The following is a 20169-nucleotide window of genomic DNA, read 5'->3' on the forward strand; positions in this document are numbered from 1 at the left end:
CAGCGCCGACCGCGAAGAGAAGCGCGTGACCTGCGGGAGCGATACATCCGGGACCGATGAGGATCAGGAGTAGCTTGCCTCACTGCCCCCAATCAGAGAGGCTCCGAGTTCGCGCCGTTCCCGGCGCGCGGGAGCGATCTGCCGGTCGACCGCTACCGCCTCGATCGGCGCATGTGGGAGCGCCGCCACGATTCGTGGAGCCCGGAGCTTTTGGCGGTGCACGCCTGATCCCGTAGGATCGGGCCCGACCCTTGCTGACCCCCGGTGCCCGCTCTCCCTGCGGGCACCCCCACCGACGATGAGCCTGACCCCGTGAAATTCCTCGACGAAGCCAAGGTCTACGTCCGCTCCGGCGACGGGGGCGCGGGCTGCGTATCCTTCCGCCGCGAGAAGTTCATCGAGTTCGGCGGCCCGAACGGCGGCGACGGCGGCCGCGGCGGCGACGTCTGGGTGGAGTGCGTCGAGGGACTCAACACCCTGATCGACTACCGCTACCAGCAGCATTTCAAGGCCCGAAAGGGCGAGCACGGCATGGGGTCGAACCGGCACGGCGCCAAGGGCGCCGACGTGGTGCTGAAGGTCCCGGCCGGCACCGAGGTGCTCGCGGAGGACGGCGAGACCCTGATCGCGGACATGACCGAGGTCGGCCAGCGCGTGCGCCTGGCAAAGGGCGGCAACGGCGGCTTCGGCAATGCCTATTTCACCACCTCGACGAACCGGGCCCCGAAGCACGCCAATCCCGGCCTCGAAGGCAGCGAGCAGTGGATCTGGCTGCGCCTCAAGCTCATCGCGGATGCCGGCCTCGTCGGCCTGCCGAATGCCGGCAAGTCGACCTTCCTCGCCACGGTGACCGCGGCCAAGCCCAAGATCGCCGATTACCCCTTCACCACGCTGCACCCCGGCCTCGGCGTGGTGCGGGCGGACGGGCGCGAGTTCGTGCTCGCCGACATACCGGGCCTGATCGAGGGCGCGCACGAGGGCGTCGGGCTCGGCGACAAGTTCCTCGCCCATGTCGAGCGCTGCCGCGTGCTCCTGCACCTCGTCGACGGCACGAGCGAGCATGCCGGCAAGACCTACAAGCTCGTGCGCGGCGAGATCGAAGCCTACGGGCACGCGCTGGCGGAGAAGCCTGAGATCGTCGCCCTCTCGAAGGCCGACGCGCTCGATCCCGATACCCTGAAGGAGCAGGTCGCGCGCCTGAAGCGGGCCGCTAAGCGCGCGCCCCTCGTCCTGTCCTCGGCATCCGGCCAGGGCGTGCCGGAGGCCCTGCGCGCCGTGATGGCCGAGATGGATGCGGCGCGTGCCATCGAGGCCGAGCGGGCGACGCCGGTGGCGGCGTGGCAACCGTGATGTGGTAGGCTGCCGCGGAGCGAATCCGCGACGGGCCTGGACGACGACGAAACCGCTGATCATCCGGAGCGAGGAAGCCTAGCGGCTCGCCGGTGAGATCGCCGAGCGGCTCGCGACGGATCTCGACGACGTGATCGTCAGGGCTCTGCGCGCCTACGAAGCGACCGTGCTCCGGCCACACACAACGGCGGCGGAGCAGAGGGCGACTTACGAGGCGCTCCGCGCCGTCGCCCTGTGCGGCGAGGCCGACAGGCGGCCCGGCGCAACGTCCGATCACAGCGATTTCTACGACGAGTTCGGTCTTCCAAAGTAAGTCGGCTGGAACGGGTCGGGACGCCGTGATCGCGCTAGATACCTCGGCCATCGTGGCAATCGCGCTCGGGGAGCCGGAAGCCGGATGCCTTCTCGAACCTGATCGCGGCCCACCGAACGATTAGCGGCGCTCCAACCGCCCTGGAGGCACGAATGGTTCTCGAAGGGCGGATGCGGACCCTGGGCGAGGCGCAACTCCGGACGATCCTGCAGGCCGGCCTGGTCATGGTCGTTCCGTTCGATGCAGCGATGTACGAGCTTGCCTCCGGGGCCTTCCTGCGCTTCGGAAAGGGTCGCGGCCATCCGGCCCGGCTCAATTTCGGCGATTGCCTCGCCTACGCGGTGGCGCGCAGCCATGCGGTCCCGCTCCTGTTCAAGGGCGACGACTTCGTGCACACCGATCTGGAGCCAGCGCACCGCCAACGTCCCTGACCCCGCGATGACCCCGAGCCTCGAAGATTTCCGCCGCATCGTCATCAAGGTCGGCTCGGCGCTCCTCGTCGACCGCGCCCGCGGGCGGCTGCGCCATGCCTGGCTCGCGGCGCTCGCCGAGGACATCGCGGACCTGCACGCGCGCGGGGTCGACGTGCTCGTCGTCTCCTCCGGCAGCATCGCGCTGGGGCGGACCGTGCTCGGCTTCCCCCCCGGGGCGCTGCGGCTCGAGGAGAGCCAGGCCGCGGCCTCCGTCGGGCAGATCGCGCTCGCCCGCCACTGGGCCGAGGCTCTGGGTCACCACGGCATCGTGGCGGGCCAGATCCTGGTGACGCCCCAGGACACCGAGGAACGCCGCCGCTACCTCAACGCGCGCGCCACGACGCTCAAGCTCCTGGAAGTCCGCGCGGTGCCGGTCGTCAACGAGAACGACACGGTGGCGACGAGCGAGATCCGCTACGGCGACAACGACCGCCTCGCCGCCCGCGTCGCCACCATGATCGGCGCCGACGTGCTGGTGCTGTTCTCGGACATCGATGGACTCTACACCGCGCCGCCGAAGTCGGACCCGGACGCGCGGCACCTGCCCGTCATCGAGCGCATCACCCCCGAGATCGAGGCGATGGCGGGCGGGCCGGCTTCCGACCTGTCGCGGGGCGGCATGCGCACCAAGGTCGAGGCGGCAAAGATCGCCGCGGGCGGTGGCACCCACCTGATCATCGCAGACGGGCGCGAGAAGAATCCGCTGCGGGCGATCATGGAGGGCGGGCGCTGCACGTGGTTCCTGTCGGGCTCGACGCCGACCGCCGCGCGCAAGACCTGGATCGCGGGCTCGCTGGAGCCGCGCGGCAGCCTGATCATCGACGACGGCGCCGCCCGCGCGCTGCAGGGCGGGGCGAGCCTGCTGCCGGTGGGCGTGCGCGCCATCGAGGGCAGCTTCGGCCGCGGCGACGCCGTCCTGATCCGCGACCTGGCGGGGCGCCATCTCGGGCGCGGCCTCGTCGCCTACGACAGCGCGGAGGCCGCCCTGATCATCGGGCGCCCCAGCAGCCATATCGCCGACCTGCTGACCCATCCGGGCCGCTCGGAGATGGTGCACCGGGACGACATGGCGATGTTCGCGGAATGACCGGTATTCGCGGGCCCGGGTTGTTTCGCCCGGTCCGTCCGTGCGAATACGGGGCACATTTTTAGGCGGCCACGGATCTCACGAGCCGCGAGGATCGCCGCCGTGCCCGTTCTGAACCTGAAATCCGACCTCGCGAACGCCGATGACCTGGGCGCCCAGATGGCGGAGATCGGCCGGCGCGCCCGCGCCGCCGCCCGCCAGATGGCGCTCGCCTCCGCACAGACAAAGGACATCGCGCTGCGCGCCATCGCCGAGCGGATCCGGGCGAGCGGCGAGGCGATCCTGCGCGAGAATGCCCGCGACGTCGCCGCCGCGCAGGCCGCCGGGCAGACGCCCGCGCTCATCGATCGCCTCACCCTCGACGAGGCGCGGCTCGCGGGGATCGCCGACGCGGTCGAGAAGATCGGCGCGCTGCCGGATCCCGTCGGGCGCCAGCTCGCCGCCTTCGAGCGGCCGAACGGGCTCCTGATCGAGCGCATCGCCGTGCCGCTCGGCGTCGTCGGCGTCATCTTCGAGAGCCGCCCGAACGTGACCGCCGATGCCGGAGCGCTCTGCCTCAAGGCCGGCAACGCCGCGATCCTGCGGGCGGGCTCCGACAGCCACCGGACCGCGCTCGCCATCGCGCGCGCCATGGGGGAGGGGCTCGCCGAGGCGGGCCTTCCCGCCGACGCCATCCAGATCGTGCCGACCCGCGACCGCGCCGCGGTCGGCGCCATGCTGAGCGGCCTCGACGGCTGCATCGACGTGATCGTGCCGCGCGGCGGCCGCGGCCTCGTGGAGCGCGTCCAGGCCGAGGCCCGGGTGCCGGTCTTCGCCCATCTCGACGGCATCTGCCACGTCTACGTGGCGGCCGGCGCCGACCTCGACATGGCCCGCACCGTGCTCCTGAACAGCAAGCTGCGCCGCGTCGGCGTCTGCGGGGCGGCCGAGACGCTCCTCGTCGACCGAGCCTGCGCGGATACGCACCTGAAGGCCCTCGTGGCGGCGCTCCTCGACGCCGGCTGCGCCGTGCGGGGCGACGAGGCGGTGCGCGCCGCCGATCCCCGCGTCACGCCCGCCAGCGAGCAGGATTGGCGCACCGAGTATCTCGAGGCCATCATCTCGGCCCGCGTGGTCGACGGGCTCGACGCCGCGATCCAGCATATCGAGGCGAACGGATCCCACCACACCGACGCGATCATCACGGAGGACGCCGCCGAGGCGACGCGCTTCCTCGCCGAGGTCGATTCGGCGATCGTCACGCACAACGCCTCGACCCAGTTCGCCGATGGCGGCGAGTTCGGCTTCGGCGCCGAGATCGGGATCGCGACGGGCCGGATGCATGCCCGCGGCCCGGTCGGCGTCGAGCAGCTGACGACCTTCAAGTACCGGGTCCACGGCAACGGCCAGACCCGCCCGTGATCGGACGCGCATCGGCCTGAGCCGGCGGTGCCCGTCCGCCTGCCGCCCTCTGCGCCGGGCCAGCGGATCGGCCTTTACGGCGGCTCCTTCAACCCGGCCCATCTCGGCCACCGGCACGTCAGCCTGACGGCGCTGCGGCGCCTCGGGCTCGACCGGATCTGGTGGCTCGTCACGCCCGGCAACCCGCTGAAGGATCGCGGCCTGCTCGCGCCGCTCGCCGCGCGCGCCGCCCTGGCGCGCGAGGTCGCCGCCGACCCGCGGATCGCCGTCACCGCCTTCGAGGCCGAGATCGGTGCGCGCTTCACGCGCGAGACCCTGCGCTACCTGCGGGCGCGGCGGCCGGGCGTCCGCTTCGTCTGGATCATGGGCGCCGACAGCCTCGCGAGCTTCCACCGCTGGCGCGGATTCCGGGAGATCGCCGGTCTGATGCCGATCGCGATCGTCGACCGGCCGGGCTTCACGCTGCCGGCGCCGGGCGCGCCGGCCGCCCGGGCGCTGGCGCGCTACCGCGTCCCGGAGCGCGACGCGCTGCAGCTCGCCACGATGACGCCGCCCGCCTGGATCTTCCTGCACGGCCCGCGATCACCCATGTCCTCGACGGCCCTGCGGACGGCCGGATGAGCCGGGCTTAACGCGACTTGGCAACTTGAAAACGGGCGTGGAACCATCCACTCTCTGATCTGTACGGGCGAGACCCCGTCATCCGTCGTCATTCGAGGAACCAGGACGCTGTCCGAGACGATCCAAACGGGAACCAACGGTTCCGAGAACGCCGCCCTCGCCAGGGCCGAAGATCTGAAAGCGCTCGCGCTCGGCTGCCTCGACGAGATGAAGGCCGAGGAAACCATCGAGATCGACCTCGTGGGCAAGACATCGATTGCCGACACGATGATCGTGACCTCGGGCCGCTCGCAGCGCCACGTGGGTGCCATCGCCGACAAGATCATCCAGGACATGAAGGACAAGGGCTTCGGCACCGCGCGTGTCGAGGGTCTTCCGGCCTGCGACTGGGTCCTGATCGATGCCGGCGACGTGCTCGTGCACATCTTCCGGCCGGAAGTCCGCGGCTTCTACAATCTGGAGAAGATGTGGGGCGCCGACCGTCCGGTCGGGCGCCTCGCCGGCTGACCCTCGGCCGTTGCGTCTTCTCGTGGCCGCCATAGGTCGCCTGAAGCAGGGCCCTGAGCGGGACCTCGCCGCGCGATACCGCGAGCGCGCCGCCGCGCTCGGCCGGGGCCTCGGCTTCGCCGCCTGCGACGCGATCGAGATGCCGGAGAGCCGGGCCCGGCGCGCGTCCGACCGCTGCGCGGAGGAGGCGGGCGCCATCCTCAGCCACCTTCCCACCAACGGTGTGCTGCTCGCCTATGACGAGCGCGGGCGCTCCGACCTCCCGAGCGAGCGGCTGGCCGAACGGGTCGGCGCCTGGCGCGATTCGGGGCGGCCGGTCCTCGTGGTGGCGATCGGCGGTGCCGACGGGCTCGACGAATCCGTACGCAACCGCGCCGACCTGACGCTCTCGTTCGGGGCTGCGACACTTCCCCACGGGCTGGTGCGCGTGCTTGCCTTCGAACAGCTCTATCGCTCGCTCACGATCCTCGCCGGCCACCCGTATCACCGCGGCGACCCGGGCGGGCAGCAGCCGGCATGAGGCAACGGGCGAGCCGGCGGGGGGACCGCATGCGGCGTAGATTCGGGGAGGCCCTCGGTGTCGTGATCGTGCTGGCCGGCGGCTTGGTCGGCGGCTTGGCCGGGCCATCGGCGCGCGCCGAGCCCGCCGCTGGGGCAGCCGATCCGGACAGGATCCGGCGCGCGACCGAGGAACGCGACCGCCGCTCCGAGAACCTGAAGCGGATCGAGGAGGCGCTCAGTGCGAGCGGCAGCGCCCGCGCCCAGCTCGAAGCCGAGGTCGCCGCCATCGGCAGCGATCGAGCGAAGCTCAACGCCGCCCTCCTCGACGCGGCGCGCCAGTCCCAGGCCACCGAGGACCGGATGAGCCGGCTCGAGGAGCGCCTCAGGACGATGGGCGCGAGCGAAGCGGCGATCCGTCGATCGCTGGAAGCGCGCCGCGGCGTGATCGCCGAGATCCTGGCCGCTCTGCAGCGCATGGGCCGGCGCCCGCCGCCCGCGGTGCTGGTGCAGCCCGAGGACGTGCTCGCGGTCATCCGCACCTCGATGCTGCTCGGCGCCGTCGTGCCGGAGCTGCGGGGCGAGGCGGAGACGCTGGCCAGCGATCTCGCCGAGCTGATGCGGCTGCGCGGGCTGATCGCGGCCGACAAGCAGGGGCTGCAGAACGACCTCGCCGGCTGGGCGAAGGAGCAGCAGCGGCTGAACGCACTGCTGACGGCGCGCCGCGCGCGGCTGGCCGAGATCGAGAGCGGGCTCGCGGCCGAGCGCACCCGCGCGGCCGAGCTCGGCGTGCAGGCCAAGAGCCTGAAGGACCTCGTCGACCGGATGGAGTCCGAGGTCGGCGCCGCTCGCCGCGCCGCCGAAGAGGCCAAGAACGCGGAGCTGCGCGAGGCGCGGCTGACGCAGGAGCGCTTCGCCGCCGCGGGCTTCCGCGACCCGGCCCGGCTCAGCCCGAAGGTGAAGTTCGCCGAGGCGCGCGGCGACCTGCCGAGGCCGGCGAGCGGGCGGCTTCTGCGCGGCTTCAACGTGCCGGACGGCAATGGCGGGATGACGCGCGGCATTTCGCTCTCCACCCGCCCGAGGGCCGTCGTGTCATCGCCCGCGGACGGATGGGTCTCCTTCGCCGGGCCGTTCCGCTCCTTCGGCCGTCTCTTGATCATCAATGCGGGCGATGGCTACTATCTCTTGTTGGCAGGTATGGATCAGATCAACGTCGAGGTTGGCCAGTTCGTGCTCGCTGGGGAGCCGGTGGCCAGCATGGGCGAGGGCGGGCCGAATCCGCCGGCGAGTGACGGTGACCGCGGCGATCCTGTCCTGTACGTCGAGTTCAAGAAAGATGGCGGCTCCATCGACCCGGAGCCTTGGTGGGCGAAGGGCCCCAGCGAGAAGGTTCGCGGATAATGCGCAAGATGTCCCTCCTGATGCTCGGCGCGTTGCTCGGCGCGGGCACGTCGATGCTGGCGACGCAGACCCAGTTCCTGTCCGGCCCGAGCGCCGTGGCCGCCTCCGCCGAGACCTATCGCCAGCTCAGCCTGTTCGGCGACGTGTTCGAGAAGGTGCGCACCGACTACGTCGAGAAGCCCGACGAGTCGAAGCTGATCGAGGCCGCCGTCAACGGCATGCTCACCTCGCTCGACCCGCATTCGAGCTACATGGACGCCAAGGCGTTCCGCGACATGCAGACGACGACGCGCGGCGAGTTCGGCGGCCTCGGGATCGAGGTCACGATGGAGGACGGCCTCATCAAGGTCGTGACCCCGATCGACGACACCCCGGCCTCGAAGGCGGGCCTGCTCGCCAACGACGTCATCACGCAGATCGATGACGACCAGGTCCAGGGCCTGACCCTCAACCAGGCCGTCGACAAGATGCGCGGGCCGGTGAACTCGCCGGTGAAGCTCAAGATCACGCGCAAGGAGGCGAAGGACCCGATCGAGGTCACGCTCACCCGCGACGTGATCAAGATCAAGCCCGTGCGCTCCCGCACCGAGGGCGGCGACGTCGGCTACATCCGCCTGACCCAGTTCAACGAGCAGACCTTCGACGGCCTGCGCTCCTCGATCGACAAGCTCTCGGCCGAGATCGGCAACGACAAGCTCAAGGGCTACGTGATCGACCTGCGCAACAACCCGGGCGGCCTGCTCGACCAGGCGGTGATGGTGTCGGACGCCTTCCTCGACCGCGGCGAGATCGTCTCCACCCGCGGCCGCAACCCCGACGAGACGCAGCGCTTCTCGGCGAAGTCCGGCGACCTCACCAAGGGCAAGCCGATCGTGGTCCTGGTCAACGGCGGCTCGGCCTCGGCCTCGGAGATCGTGGCCGGCGCCCTGCAGGATCACAAGCGCGCGACGATCCTCGGCACCCGCTCCTTCGGCAAGGGATCGGTGCAGTCGATCATCCCGCTCGGCGGCTCGGGCGCGCTGCGCCTGACCACGGCGCGCTACTACACGCCGTCCGGCCGCTCGATCCAGGCGAAGGGCATCGAGCCCGACGTCGAGGTGATGCAGGACGTGCCGGACGAGCTGAAGGGCAAGGACGAGACCAAGGGCGAGGCCGGCCTCAAGGGCCACCTCAAGCAGAAGGACACCGAGGAGCGCGGCGGCTCGTCCGCCTACATCCCGCCGGACCCGGCCAAGGACAAGCAGCTGACCGCGGCCTTCGACTTCCTGCGCGGCATCCAGAAGGGTGCGGCCAACACGCAGAAGCCCAGCCTGCCGAACTGACGCGCCGCGTCGACGGCACCGCTCGCGACAAGCCCCCGCCCGGTCCGCCGGGCGGGGGTTTTCGCGTCTTAAGCCGACATTAACCATGACCGTCCGCAATAGGCGGGGGCCGCGCGATGCGGTCGACGGCCGGATCGCCGGCCGGCCCTGGCCGAGGACGCGGTGAGCGAGCCCTCCGACGATATCCTGACGCGGCCCCTCGGGGTCGCGGAGCCGGCAGCAATCGGCTTCAAGGCGCGGCTCGCGAGGCGGGCCGCGCTGCTGCGCGCGGCCATCGGCGCGCGCCACGTCGCCGTCGCCGCCGCCGGTGCGCTGGTCCTCCTGACCGGATCTGTCTGGCTCACCGGCGACCCCCGCGGCGGCGAGCCGCGCGTGCGCGTCGCCATCGAGCTGCGCGAGCCGGCCCCCGCCGAGCCTCGGCCGCCCGAGGCCGGGACCGCCCAGGTGCCGGAGGCGGAGATCGCGCCCCCGTTGGCCGCCCAGCGCACCGCCGAGGAGGTCGAGAGCGCCTCCGGGGTCATCGTGGTGCGGCCCAGCGGAACCGCTGCGCCGACCGACGCGGTGGTGATTCGCGTTCCCACGCCCTCCGTGAAGCTCGCTCCCGCCCCCGATCCGCGCCTGACCGAGCGCGGCCGCCACGGCAGCCTGCCCCGGATGGGGGAGGGGCGCCTGCGCGCGCTCGACGTCTACGCCCGGCCGGAGGGCGAGGCCGCGACGGGACCGCGCGTGGCGATCCTGCTCACCGGCCTCGGCATCGGGCAGGCCGCGACCGCGAGCGCCATCGTCAAGCTGCCGCCCGCGATCAGCCTCGCCTTCGCGCCCTACGGCGGCGAGGTCGAGCGCGCCGCCGCGCGCGCCCGCGATGCCGGTCACGAGGTGCTGCTGCAGGCACCCATGGAGCCCTTCGACTATCCCGACAGCGATCCCGGCCCGCAGACGCTGCTGACGTCCCTGCGTCCGACCGAGAACGCCGACCGCCTCGCCTGGGTGATGAGCCGGTTTCCCGGCTATGTCGGGCTCGTGAACTTCATGGGCGCCAAGCTGATGAGCGATGCCGGCACGGTCGAGCCGGTGCTGAGGGAGATCGCCGCGCGGGGCCTCGGTTTCATCGACGACGGCACCTCGGCGCGCGGCCTGCCCGCCGGGCTTGCGGCGAAGGCTAAGCTCCCGGCGGCCCGCGCCGAGATCGTCCTCGACGCGGTGCCGCGCCCCGACGCCATCGACAGGGAGCTCGCGCGCCTCGAGGCGCAGGCGCGCGCCAAGGGCTTCGCGCTCGCCTCCGCCACGGCCCTGCCGCTCACCATCGACCGCATCGCGCGCTGGTCCCGCGACCTCGAGGCGCGCGGCATCCGCCTCGTGCCGGCGAGCGCGGCCCTGCGCGGTTCGGGCACCGGCACGCGCCTCTCGAAGGCCGAATAGGCACGATCTGGGGGTGCGGCCCGCTTCCGCCGTTGCCGCTTCGGGAGCAGCTGCCTATGGTCGCGCGCGATGACGAGCGACGAGACCCCTAGCGGCGACCGGGCCGAGCCCGGACTACCCTACCGCCCCTGCGTCGGGATCGCGCTCATCAACCGGTCCGGCCTCGCATTCATCGGGCGCCGCCGCCGCGAAGGCGGCCCGGAGCACGTCGCGGGCGATTATTCCTGGCAGATGCCGCAGGGCGGCATCGATCAGGACGAGGATCCGCGCGCCGCCGCGATCCGCGAGCTCTACGAGGAGACGAACGTCGCCGAGGGGTCGCTCCGCTTCCTCGCGGAGGCGCCGGGCTGGCACGCCTACGACCTGCCGCCCGACGTGATGAAGCAGGCCTGGAAGGGCCGCTACCGTGGCCAGACGCAGAAATGGTTCGCCTTCGGCTTCCTCGGGGCCGACGACGAGATCGACGTGCTGCGTCCCGGTGGCGGGCGGCACAGATCCGAGTTCGAGGCTTGGCGGTGGGAGCCCTTCGCGGGGCTGCCCGACCTGATCATCCCGTTCAAGCGACCGGTCTACGAGGGCGTCGTCGCGGCCTTCTCGGGACTCGCGGCGTGGCACGCGGGGGCGTGATCACGCCCCGGACCGCCTGAGGCCCGGGCCATGCGCTGGTGGTCGATCCCGATCCTGCTCGCCCTCGGCTGGTTCGCCTTCACGCTGACGCCGTTCTGGGCGCTCTACGACCTCGCCCGCGCCGTCGAGGCGCGGGACGTCGATTACGTCGACCGGCACGTGAACTTCCGGACCCTGCGGCTCTCCCTGGTGCGCCAGACCACGGCGGCGGCCCGCGACGCGATCTCGGGCGATCCGAACCTCGAGCCGCGCGAACGGCAGACGCTCAACGACGCGGCGACCGCGCTGGCGCTGGCGCTGGCCGAGACGATGGTGACCGCGAAGACCGTGGTCGATCTCCTCGACGACGGTTGGCCCGAGACTCTCGACGTGCCGAGGCCCGCTTCGGCGACCCCGGCCACGGGCCTCCACATCGGCAGCCTGTCGCGCCTCGTGCCCTACTACCTGCATTCGGAGATGCGAGGCTTCCGGACGGTCGTCATCGCGGTGCCGCCCGAGGCGCCGCGCAGCCGTCAGCTCCGGATCCGCCTGCGCATGCGCGGCTGGGTCTGGCGCCTCGTCGACATCGAGGTGACGGAGGAGCTGCGCGCCGAGATGGCCCAGAAGCTCGCCCGCACCCTCGCCAAGGCGCGGGCCGGCGAGCGGCGTTAGCTGCCGTGGCAGGGGTCGGGCGAGGGTGCGGGCAAGCGGTCGGGCGAGCCTTGCTCCCGGAGGGCCGGCTCCCGCCCGCCCTATTGCGGCTTGGGGGCCGAGGCCGCCGGCAGCTTCGGCTCGCGAGCCTCTTCCAGGTTCTCGGCCTTCTCCTCGTCGGTGTCGCCGCCCTGCTCGATCGCCTTGTCGGGGTTGGCCGCGAGCGCCTTCACGATCTCGATCAGGCGCTCGCATTCGGCCCCGTACCGGTAGGCATCGAGGATGATCGCGGCGTCGCGGAGCGTGCGCAGGTCGCGCACGGTCTGCTTGTTGGCGGTCTCGCGCAGCTCGCTCTTCTGCGCGATGGCCTCTTCGAGCTTGGCGCCCTTCACGTCGCAGGCCGCCTCGGCGGCGCCTGCGAGGATAATCAGGGCGAGCGCGGGGATGGAGATTGCGAGGCGCATGGTCTGGGCTCCGGCCTAAGGCCTGCCGGAACGCGGCCCCTCAGGCGTGATGGGGGTTGGAGCGGCGCAGGAGACCGTTCGTGAGTTCCACGAGCTGGCTCGGCCGGTAGGGCTTCGGGACGAAGATTGACTTGGCAACGGTCTCGGCCTGGGAAAGGCTCCCGCGGCCGCCCGACGTGTACACCACCGGCAGGTCCGGGCACTGGCTGCGGGCGCGGCGGGCGAGGGCGAGCCCGTCCGTGTTGCGGGCGAGATCGATGTCGGTGAAGAGGAGATCGACGCTCTCGCGCGCCAGGATCGCCTCGGCCTCGACCGCGTCGGCCGCGGTCAGGACGCGGTAGCCCTCGTCGAGCAGGGCTTCGGCGGCAAGCTCGCAGACGATGGCCTCGTCCTCGACCACGAGGACGGTCTCGGCAACGCCGTCGAGGAAGGCGGGAACGGCGAGGGCGGCGTAGGCGGCAGTGATCATGACGCAACTCCAACTCACCCGGCGCGCGGCAACGGCCGCGATACCGGATCGGCGGACCAACGGGTCCGCTCGCGCCGGCGTTCGCCGTGTCTCCATCGAATTGCTCAGGTTTGGTGAGCGAAGCCTTAACCCTGCCTGCCCGTGCCCCCACGGAGCTCCCGAAATCGTTAACGAAACGTTATCGCCCGTACTTGGCCATACAGATTCATGAACAGATCCCTGCAATTGACTTACGGTCTGATCCTCACGGCGCTGGCCGGCTACGTGGATGCGCTGGGCTTCATCCGGCTCGGCGGCCTCTACACCTCGTTCATGAGCGGCAACACCACGCAGCTCTCGGTGGCGCTCGGCCATCAGGAGTTCCGCCACGCGATCCTGCCGGCTCTCCTGATCTTCATGTTCTTCCTCGGCGCGATGCTGGGGGGCGGCCTCTCGGTGGTCACGGCGCCGCGCTGGGCGACGCCGGTGGTGCTCGCCTTCGAGGCGCTCGTGGTGATCGGCGCCCTGTCGATCGGCGTCGCGACTCCCGATCTCGGCCTCGCCTCGCTGTTCATGGCGCTGGCGATGGGCGCGCAGAACGCGGTGCTCGTGCAGGTACAGGGATTTCGGGCCGGGACGACCTTCGTGACCGGGGCCCTGTTCAGCTTCGGCCAGAAGGTCGCGCTCGCCCTGTCGCGGCGGGGACCGGCCTACGCCTGGGTCGGTGACGGCGCGGTCTGGCTCGCCCTCCTCGCCGGGGCGGCGGCCGGCGCGATCGTGTACGGACGGATCGGCCTGCTCGCCCTCGTGGTTCCGGCCGCGGTCACGGGCTTTCTCGCCGTCGTCTCCGCCCTGGTGATCGTCCGGCGGCCGCCCGCGGCGGCGAACGCCCCTTGAGCTCAGGCCCGGCTCCGGTATCGAGAGCCTGATCGCCGCGAGCCGAGACGCGTTCATTCGAGAGTCCATCCATGAGTTCATCCCCGACATCCAGCGCCCCGTCCCTCACGAGCCACGTCGCGCCGATCGAGGCGGGTGCCCACGTCACCGCCGCCCATTGGCTGATGGACGCGCTGGCGCTGGCGCTTGGCGACGGGCGCGTGCGGCTCCTGCGCGACGGCGCGGAGGAGGATGTCGCGGCCCATCCGGAGGGCGGGATCCTGGTCGCGGCCGGCGATGCCGTCCGCCTCGTCACGGGCGGCGACGACGGCCGCGTGGTCGAGATCCGGGCCGACGGCCGCGCGAGCGAGCTCGCGACGGCGAAGGGCGGGGCCTGGATCGACGCTCTGGCGCTGCACGCCGACGGCGGGCTCGCCTACTCATTCGGCCGCAACGTCGTCGCGCGCGATGCGAAGGGACGTGAGCGGACGCTGACCGCGCCCTCGAGCGCCCGCGGCCTCGCCTTCGCACCGAAAGGCTACCGGCTCGCGATGGCGCATTACAACGGCGTGAGCCTCTGGTACCCGAACCACGAGACGCCGCCCGAGATCGTCGAGTGGAAGGGCTCGCACATCGACGTGACCTGGTCGCCGGACGGGCGCTTCGTCATCACCACCATGCAGGAGAACGCGCTGCACGGATGGCGCCTCCAGCCGGACCGCGGCCACATGCGCATGTCCGGCTACCCGGCCAAGGTCCGTTCGGTCTCGTGGTCGGCCGACGGCCACTGGCTCGCCACGAGCGGCGCCGAGGCCGCGATCGTCTGGCCCTTCGACTCGAAGGAGGGGCCCACCGGCAAGGCGCCGCGCGAGTGCGGCGTGCGGCCCGCGCGGGTCTCGCGGGTGGCCTTCCACCCGAAGGCTCCGGTTCTCGCCATCGGCTACGAGGACGGCTGCATCCTGCTGGTGCGCTTCACCGACGCCTCCGAGCTGCTGGTTCGGCCGGCCGCCAAGGGCGGAGCGGTCACGGCGCTCGCCTGGGACGCGCGCGGTGGGCGCCTCGCCTTCGGCTGCGCCGAGGGTGCGGCGGGCCTTCTCACGCTGCCGGGCTGACGCACCATGCGCTTCTTCCGGGCGGGCCGCCCGAAGCCCGAGGCGGTGTCGCGTGCCCGGGTCGAGGCCTGGGCCCGGGAGGCGGGGGCGCTCGCGGAGGGCACGATCGTCAAGGCGAGCGAGCTGCTCTGCCCCGATCCGGCCTGCCCGGGCTACGAGACGGTCATCCTGGTGATGGAGCCCGGGCGCCCGAGCCGGGCCTGCAAGGTGGTCAAACCCCTCGACGCGGTGACGCGGGAGGACGTGGCGGCGGCGTTCCGCGCAACTTGAGCGTGTCTGGAACCTTGCCGGGGCTCGTGCTCTTCTGCCAGGACGTCGTCGCGGAGGTGAGGCCCTTGTTCCGAGTCGTCCGCACCTTCGGCCTCGCGCTCGGCCTTCTCGGCGGCGTGGTCGCCGCGCAGGGCCCCGAATTCGCGCAGCAATACGCCCAGCGCCTCGGCGGGACGGTGGACGAGTTGCGCCGCCAGGTCCGGAGCTTCGAGGACGACGCGCGCGCGACGGGCAACAGCCGCGACGGGGCGGTCGACCGCCTTCGCAACAACGCCGACGCCCTCGTTGCCCGCCGCGGCGAGGCCGCCCAGTACGATATCGAGCGCCTCGCCCGGCTCGACGCGCAGCAGCGGTCGCTCGCCGAGGCGACGAGCCCGCTCGGGCGCCTCGTCGCGCTGGTCCGCGACCCCGACCTGTCGCTCGCCCGCGCCACCTATCAGGACTACAAGCCGGCCGTGCCGACGACTGCGGATGGCCTCGTGGCCGGGCTCCTCGGCTTCCTGGCGAGCTGGGGCGGTTGGCGGGTGCTCTCCGATCTCGGCCGCCGCGTGGCCCGCCGGCGCCCGCGCGCCGCGCCGACGGTTGCCTGAGGCGCGCTGCCCGGCTTCCGTGCAGGGGTGCCCTGCACAGGCGCGGGCGGTTGTGACATCATGTGTGGCCCGGGGTCTACAGCAGACCCGGTGCAGCTGATCTACGAGAGACGGGCACGCGCGCGGACGAGGGCCCCCGCGCGCACACGGTTTGTTCAGTCGCATCATGGCGCGCGCGTCCAACCCCACCGTCGATCCGGCGCTCGATGCGGCGGCGCTCCTGCGCCGCGTCGGGTTCTTCGGGCTGTTCGTGATCGTGCCGGTGGTGGCGCAGGTGGCGCGCCGCGCCACCGTGGTGCTCGCGCCGATCGCCGTCATCCTGCTGATCCTGGCAAGCGCGATCGACAACCGCCAGCGTCCCTTGCGGCCCGCCGCCGCGCGGCTCCTCACGGCGCCGGCCTTCCTGGCCGGCATGCTGGTGATCCTGTGGTCGGCGCTCTCGCTGATCTGGACGCCGTTTCCGGGCCCGGCCACCGAGCGCCTGCTCAACCTCGTGGCCACGATCCTGCTGACGCTCGCGGGCTACCTCGCCCTGCCCGACCGGATGCGCTCGGCGAATCTCTACCTGCTGCCGCTCGGGGTGACCGCGGCCGCGATCGTCGCCATCATGATCGGGCTGTTCGGCGACACCCTCATGCGGGGCGGGACCGAGGAGGACAACGCGCTGGACCGCGGCCTGACTCTGCTGGCGCTGCTCGCGTGGCCGGCCGTCGCGTGGCTGCGCTCGCGCCACCGCGACCGCGAGGCCCTCGCCACCGGCCTCGTCGTGGCGGCCGCCCTCGTGGTCTCGCCGAACTCCACGCAGATCGTGGCGCTCGCCATCGGGGCGCTCGCCTTCGCGCTGACGAGCCTGCGCCCGGGCCTCGGCGTCGCGGCGACGGCCTGTCTGTCGGCAGCCCTCCTCGCGCTGGCGCCGCTCCTGCCCTTCGTGGCGCGGCCGATCGGAGCCGCCGTGCTCGGTCCGGTCTCGCCGGGCGTGCTCTCGCTCAAGGCGTGGCAGAAGGTCGTCACGACCGAGCCCGTGCGGCTCGTGACCGGGCACGGCTTCGAGACGGCCCTGCGCGGCCGCTTCGTCGGGCTCCTGCCCACCAATGCCCCGACCACGATGCTGTTCGAGTTCTGGTACGAGCTCGGCATCGTCGGCGCCTTCGCTGCCGCCTTCGCGCTCTACGCCTCGATCCGCCGCAGCGGCCGCGACGTTCCCGCGCTCGTGCCCGGCGCGATGGCGGCCTTCGCCACCGCCTTCACCATCGCGTGCGTGGGCGTCGGCCTGACCGTGATGTGGTGGCTCACGACGCTGGCGATCACGATCCTGGTCTTCGTCTCGATCGAGCGCGGCCAGTTCCGCTCCCGCCGCCCGAAGGTGAGCCTGCTCCGGCGCGTGCGGGACGAGAAGGATGCCTGAAGGGTCCTCCGTGACCCGGGAATCGTCGACGACGCGCTAGGCATCCGCCGCCGCCTCGAGCGCCTCCATGTCGGCGTCCGACAGGCCGAAATGGTGGCCGATCTCGTGGACGAGGACATGGGTGACGAGATGGCCGAGGGTCTCGTCGTACTCGGCCCAGTAGTCGAGAAGCGGTCGCCGGTAGAGCCAGACGGCGTTCGGCATCTGGCCGGTCACGACCTCGCCGGACTGCGCGAGGCCGATGCCGCGGAACAGCCCGAGCAGGTCGAACTCGCTCTCGCACCGCATCTCGGCCAAGGTCTCGGAATCGGGAAAATCCTCGACGACGATCCGGACGCCCGCGCAGAGGGCCCGGAATTCGGCCGGCAGCCGGGCGAAGGCGTCGAGCGCCAGCGCCTCGATCTCATTGAGGCCCGGGGCCTTGGCGTCGGCGAGCCACCTCGCCCTCATGGCGCCTCGCCCGAGACCGGCAGCACGCAATCCTGCAGAAAGGCCGCGAGGTCGTTGGTGATGTGGTCGATATGCGGCTCGCGCACCGCCTCCTGCTCGAAGCTCTCGCGGAACGGGTCGAGGATGCGGGGCACCACCAGGACCGTCGCCATGCCGAGGTCGTGCGGCACCGCGAGGTTGCGCGCGATGTCCTCGAACAGTGCCGAGCGGTGCGGATCGACCCCGTGGCGCTCGAGGAAGCGCTCGTAGGTCGAGCGCTCGGGCTTCGGCACGAAGTCGGCGGCGGCGATGTCGAACACGTCCTCGAAATGGTCGAGGATGCCGAGCTTGGCCGCGACGCGCTCGGCGTGGCGGCGCGAGCCGTTGGTCAGGATCAGCTTGCGCCCGGGCAGGCGCTCGATCGCGTCGCCGAGCGCGGTGTCGAGCTTGATCGCCGAGTGGTCGATATCGTGCGCGAAGTCGAGGAAGTCGTGCGGGTCGACGCCGGCTTCCACCATCAGCGCCTTCAGGGTGGTGCCGTAGCGATGGTAGAAGTGCTTCTGCAGCGCGCGGGCCGAGAGGCCGTCGAGCCCGTAGAGCCGCATGACGTAGAGCGTGATGCGCTCGTCCACCTGCGGCCAGACCCGCGCGTCGCTCGGATAGAGCGTGTTGTCGAGGTCGAAGACCCAGGTATCGACCTCACGGAATCCGCGGGATTCGGGGGTGGTGAAGTGGCTCTCGCCGGAAAGGAACAAGGCTCTCGCGTTTCGTGGCGGCCGCGCGGGCTTGCGCGGCCAAGGCAGTGTAAGATGGATGCCCCGGCGGCGAAAGGAAACCGCCGCGGCGAGAGCGGGGACGGCTCAGCTTCGCCGGATCAGGGTGCCGGCGCCGTAATCGGTGAAAAGCTCGAGCAGCACCGCGTGATTGACCTTGCCGTCGAGGATGACGACCGCCTCGACGCCCTGGTCGATGGCGTAGATGCAGGTCTCGACCTTGGGGATCATGCCGCCCGTGATGGTGCCGTCCGCGATCAGGCGACGGCAATCCTCCACCGTCAGCTCGGGGATCAGGTTCTTGTCCTTGTCGAGAACGCCCGGCACGTCGGTGAGCAGCAACAGGCGCTTGGCGCGCAAAGCCCCCGCGATCGCGCCCGAGAAGGTGTCGGCGTTGACGTTGTAGGTCTGGCCGTCCGCCCCGTAGGCGACGGGGGCGAGGACCGGGATCAGCTCGGCCTTCAGCACCGCGTCGAGGACGCCGCGCTCGACGTGGTCGGGCTCGCCGACGAGGCCGAGATCGAGCGCCTTCTCCTCCTGGCTCTCGGGGTCCTTCACGGTGCGCAGCGCTCGCTTGGCGCGCACCATGTTGCCGTCCTTGCCGCACAGGCCGATGGCGCGGCCGCCCTCGGCGGAGATCCAGCCGACGATCTGCTTGTTGATGGAGCCGGCGAGAACCATCTCGACCACCTCGACGGTGGCCTCGTCGGTGACGCGTAGCCCGCCGCGGAATTCGGACTGGATGCCCAGCCGCTCCAGCATCCGGCCGATCTGCGGGCCGCCGCCGTGCACGACGACCGGCTTCAGGCCCGACTGCTCCAGCAGCACGATGTCCTCGGCGAAATCCTCCGCCGCCGCGCGGTCGCCCATGGCGTGTCCGCCGTACTTGATGACCACGATCTCCTGATCGTAGCGCTGCATGTGCGGCAGGGCCTGCGCGAGGACTTCGGCGCGCACGTGCACGTTCGGCAGATCGGTCATCGTGGTCCTCTGGCAACCGGGCGGGACGGCGGACGCGGGCGGGCTTCTACATGAGTGCGGGCGGCCTGCGAAGTCTTAAGAGCCACGAAATCGGATCCCGGCCGCTTCCGTGAACCTCGGCGGCTTCCCGGCAGTTCCTGGGCGGCGTCGACTTTGCCGGGCATGGATGTCCGGCGCACCCCGTCCGCACCGCGGACGGCCCGGCGCAACCCCGCGAGCGTGATCGGGCATGGCCCTCGCCGGTTAACGAGGGCCGCGACCCGGCATTCGGCCCGCCGCAATCAGCGCGCGGGGCTCGGGACGTGATGATCGGCGAAGCCGCGACACGCGAACAATTTGCACTCGTCAGACCGAACGAAACATCGATTTCTGAAACGATAATGTTCCCGCCATCCTAACGGCCATGAAGTCTGTCAATGGCCCATTAACCATGTGGCCCGATCCTGACATGGTCGCCCAGGATCTCGAGACCGATGCTCAACGCCGATCCCCTCTTCACCCGCCCGACGCTGACGAGCCCCCATCTCCTCTCGAGCGCGCTGGAGCGCTTCCGGCGAAGCGCCAGCTCCCCGGCCGAGGTCTGGCGCATGCTGACCGAGAGCTACACCGTCGACCTCGACGCGGTGGCGGTCCTGTTGCCCTCCGAGGAGCCGGAGCCGACCTGGCTCCCCGCGCGCGACTGACGAGCGGGACCTCGCGGCCGGAGCCGATGCCGGCCGCCCAACGCCTTCGAACGGGTGAGACCTGCGGGTCACGCAGATCATCGATCGCAGGAGGCACCACCACGCTGGCACATGCCGTGCTTCGTGGAAGACCGGGACTAGTGAGGAACACGCCGAGGCAATAATCACGCGGCGGCTCGAACGCCAGAGCACCACCGCGGACCTTTCGACCATTCGAACAAGGGGTCCGTCATGTCTGAACTGCTCTCGGTCGCGCTCGTCTGCGCCGGCACGCTGCTGGCCCAGGATTGCTCGCGTGAAACCGCGCTCGACGTCATCGTGTCTCCCGCCCGCACGCCGATGGAGTGCATGATGCACGCCCAGACCGTGGCGGCGGCGGCGGGGCTGCCCGGCGGCGACCAGCGCTACCTCAAGATCACCTGCGAGCGCCGGCACGCCGAGGTTCCGGTTCTCACCGCCGGGCGCGCCTCGTGAGATCCCGGTGCCGCC

Annotated in this window: 25 protein-coding genes; 20 read left to right on the forward strand and 5 right to left on the reverse strand. The window is 71.5% G+C overall.

Annotated elements, in window-relative coordinates; genetic code table 11:
* Window positions 1–312: 312 nt before the first annotated feature.
* The 13 genes from obgE (at window position 313) to WDW90_RS14905 (ending at window position 11670) form a co-directional block, all read left to right on the forward strand.
* Window positions 313–1350, forward strand: a complete 1038-nt coding sequence (obgE, locus tag WDW90_RS14845; protein WP_336488171.1) for a GTPase ObgE — start codon at window positions 313–315, stop codon at window positions 1348–1350.
* 130 nt (window positions 1351–1480) lie between these two features.
* Window positions 1481–1663, forward strand: a complete 183-nt coding sequence (locus tag WDW90_RS14850; protein WP_336488172.1) for a hypothetical protein — start codon at window positions 1481–1483, stop codon at window positions 1661–1663.
* Window positions 1664–1782: 119 nt separating this feature from the next.
* Window positions 1783–2094 carry a type II toxin-antitoxin system VapC family toxin gene (locus tag WDW90_RS14855; RefSeq protein ID WP_336488237.1) on the forward strand — a complete coding sequence of 104 codons (312 nt, stop codon included), beginning with the start codon at window positions 1783–1785 and terminating at the stop codon, window positions 2092–2094.
* A gap of 7 nt (window positions 2095–2101) precedes the next feature.
* Window positions 2102–3223: a glutamate 5-kinase gene (proB, locus tag WDW90_RS14860; protein WP_336488173.1), complete on the forward strand. Its 1122-nt coding sequence runs from the start codon at window positions 2102–2104 to the stop codon at window positions 3221–3223.
* Window positions 3224–3325: 102 nt separating this feature from the next.
* On the forward strand, window positions 3326–4624 hold the full coding sequence (locus WDW90_RS14865; RefSeq protein WP_336488174.1) for a glutamate-5-semialdehyde dehydrogenase: 1299 nt from the start codon (window positions 3326–3328) through the stop codon (window positions 4622–4624).
* Between the two features lie 27 nt (window positions 4625–4651).
* Window positions 4652–5245, forward strand: a complete 594-nt coding sequence (locus WDW90_RS14870; RefSeq protein ID WP_336488175.1) for a nicotinate-nucleotide adenylyltransferase — start codon at window positions 4652–4654, stop codon at window positions 5243–5245.
* A 120-nt stretch (window positions 5246–5365) separates the two neighbouring features.
* The gene (rsfS, locus tag WDW90_RS14875; protein ID WP_336488238.1) at window positions 5366–5752 is read left to right on the forward strand and encodes a ribosome silencing factor; all 387 of its coding nucleotides are present in this window, start codon (window positions 5366–5368) and stop codon (window positions 5750–5752) included.
* Window positions 5753–5762: 10 nt separating this feature from the next.
* Complete coding sequence (gene rlmH, locus WDW90_RS14880; RefSeq protein ID WP_336488176.1) at window positions 5763–6272, forward strand: 23S rRNA (pseudouridine(1915)-N(3))-methyltransferase RlmH; 510 nt, start codon at window positions 5763–5765, stop codon at window positions 6270–6272.
* Between the two features lie 29 nt (window positions 6273–6301).
* Complete coding sequence (locus WDW90_RS14885; protein ID WP_336488177.1) at window positions 6302–7651, forward strand: murein hydrolase activator EnvC family protein; 1350 nt, start codon at window positions 6302–6304, stop codon at window positions 7649–7651.
* Window positions 7651–8973, forward strand: a complete 1323-nt coding sequence (locus WDW90_RS14890) for a S41 family peptidase (protein ID WP_336488178.1) — start codon at window positions 7651–7653, stop codon at window positions 8971–8973. Before WDW90_RS14885 ends, WDW90_RS14890 begins: the two co-directional genes overlap by 1 nt.
* 162 nt (window positions 8974–9135) lie before the next feature.
* Window positions 9136–10392, forward strand: coding sequence for a divergent polysaccharide deacetylase family protein (locus WDW90_RS14895; protein ID WP_336488179.1), 1257 nt, complete (start codon window positions 9136–9138; stop codon window positions 10390–10392).
* Window positions 10393–10461: 69 nt separating this feature from the next.
* Window positions 10462–11019: an RNA pyrophosphohydrolase gene (locus WDW90_RS14900; RefSeq protein WP_336488180.1), complete on the forward strand. Its 558-nt coding sequence runs from the start codon at window positions 10462–10464 to the stop codon at window positions 11017–11019.
* Window positions 11020–11049: 30 nt separating this feature from the next.
* On the forward strand, window positions 11050–11670 hold the full coding sequence (locus WDW90_RS14905; RefSeq protein ID WP_336488181.1) for a DUF2939 domain-containing protein: 621 nt from the start codon (window positions 11050–11052) through the stop codon (window positions 11668–11670).
* Window positions 11671–11750: 80 nt separating this feature from the next.
* Here the strand turns inward: WDW90_RS14905 and WDW90_RS14910 are convergent, their stop codons facing one another.
* Both WDW90_RS14910 and WDW90_RS14915 read right to left on the reverse strand, forming a co-directional pair.
* Entirely contained in the window at window positions 11751–12113 is a 363-nt protein-coding gene (locus WDW90_RS14910) for a photosystem reaction center subunit H (RefSeq protein ID WP_336488182.1), read from the reverse strand.
* Between the two features lie 40 nt (window positions 12114–12153).
* Window positions 12154–12582 (reverse strand): response regulator, encoded by a 429-nt coding sequence (locus WDW90_RS14915; RefSeq protein ID WP_336488183.1) that lies wholly within the window; start codon window positions 12580–12582, stop codon window positions 12154–12156.
* Window positions 12583–12789: 207 nt separating this feature from the next.
* On the opposite strand from WDW90_RS14915, the gene WDW90_RS14920 reads away from it, so the two are divergent.
* The 5 genes from WDW90_RS14920 (at window position 12790) to WDW90_RS14940 (ending at window position 16814) form a co-directional block, all read left to right on the forward strand.
* On the forward strand, window positions 12790–13458 hold the full coding sequence (locus WDW90_RS14920) for a YoaK family protein (RefSeq protein ID WP_336488184.1): 669 nt from the start codon (window positions 12790–12792) through the stop codon (window positions 13456–13458).
* Between the two features lie 71 nt (window positions 13459–13529).
* Window positions 13530–14549, forward strand: coding sequence for a WD40 repeat domain-containing protein (locus WDW90_RS14925; RefSeq protein WP_336488185.1), 1020 nt, complete (start codon window positions 13530–13532; stop codon window positions 14547–14549).
* A 6-nt stretch (window positions 14550–14555) separates the two neighbouring features.
* Window positions 14556–14819, forward strand: coding sequence for a hypothetical protein (locus WDW90_RS14930; RefSeq protein ID WP_336488186.1), 264 nt, complete (start codon window positions 14556–14558; stop codon window positions 14817–14819).
* A gap of 65 nt (window positions 14820–14884) precedes the next feature.
* Window positions 14885–15409, forward strand: coding sequence for a DUF2937 family protein (locus WDW90_RS14935; protein WP_336488187.1), 525 nt, complete (start codon window positions 14885–14887; stop codon window positions 15407–15409).
* 166 nt (window positions 15410–15575) lie between these two features.
* A complete protein-coding gene (locus WDW90_RS14940; protein ID WP_336488188.1) occupies window positions 15576–16814 on the forward strand; it encodes a peptide ABC transporter permease in 1239 nt (412 codons plus the stop codon).
* A 36-nt stretch (window positions 16815–16850) separates the two neighbouring features.
* On the opposite strand, the gene WDW90_RS14945 is transcribed toward WDW90_RS14940, so the two are convergent.
* The 3 genes from WDW90_RS14945 to argB form a co-directional block, all read right to left on the reverse strand.
* Entirely contained in the window at window positions 16851–17264 is a 414-nt protein-coding gene (locus WDW90_RS14945; RefSeq protein ID WP_336488189.1) for a metallopeptidase family protein, read from the reverse strand.
* Complete coding sequence (locus tag WDW90_RS14950) at window positions 17261–17998, reverse strand: pyrimidine 5'-nucleotidase (RefSeq protein ID WP_336488190.1); 738 nt, start codon at window positions 17996–17998, stop codon at window positions 17261–17263. Before WDW90_RS14950 ends, WDW90_RS14945 begins: the two co-directional genes overlap by 4 nt.
* Before the next feature lie 105 nt (window positions 17999–18103).
* Window positions 18104–18997 carry an acetylglutamate kinase gene (argB, locus tag WDW90_RS14955; RefSeq protein ID WP_336488191.1) on the reverse strand — a complete coding sequence of 298 codons (894 nt, stop codon included), beginning with the start codon at window positions 18995–18997 and terminating at the stop codon, window positions 18104–18106.
* A gap of 473 nt (window positions 18998–19470) precedes the next feature.
* On the opposite strand from argB, the gene WDW90_RS14960 reads away from it, so the two are divergent.
* Window positions 19471–19680 (forward strand): hypothetical protein, encoded by a 210-nt coding sequence (locus WDW90_RS14960; RefSeq protein ID WP_336488192.1) that lies wholly within the window; start codon window positions 19471–19473, stop codon window positions 19678–19680.
* A gap of 231 nt (window positions 19681–19911) precedes the next feature.
* Entirely contained in the window at window positions 19912–20154 is a 243-nt protein-coding gene (locus WDW90_RS14965; RefSeq protein ID WP_336488193.1) for a hypothetical protein, read from the forward strand.
* The last annotated feature ends 15 nt before the right edge of the window (window positions 20155–20169 follow it).

The sequence above is a fragment of the Methylobacterium nigriterrae genome, assembly GCF_037106235.1.
In the GTDB taxonomy this organism is placed as follows: Bacteria; Pseudomonadota; Alphaproteobacteria; order Rhizobiales; family Beijerinckiaceae; genus Methylobacterium; species Methylobacterium nigriterrae.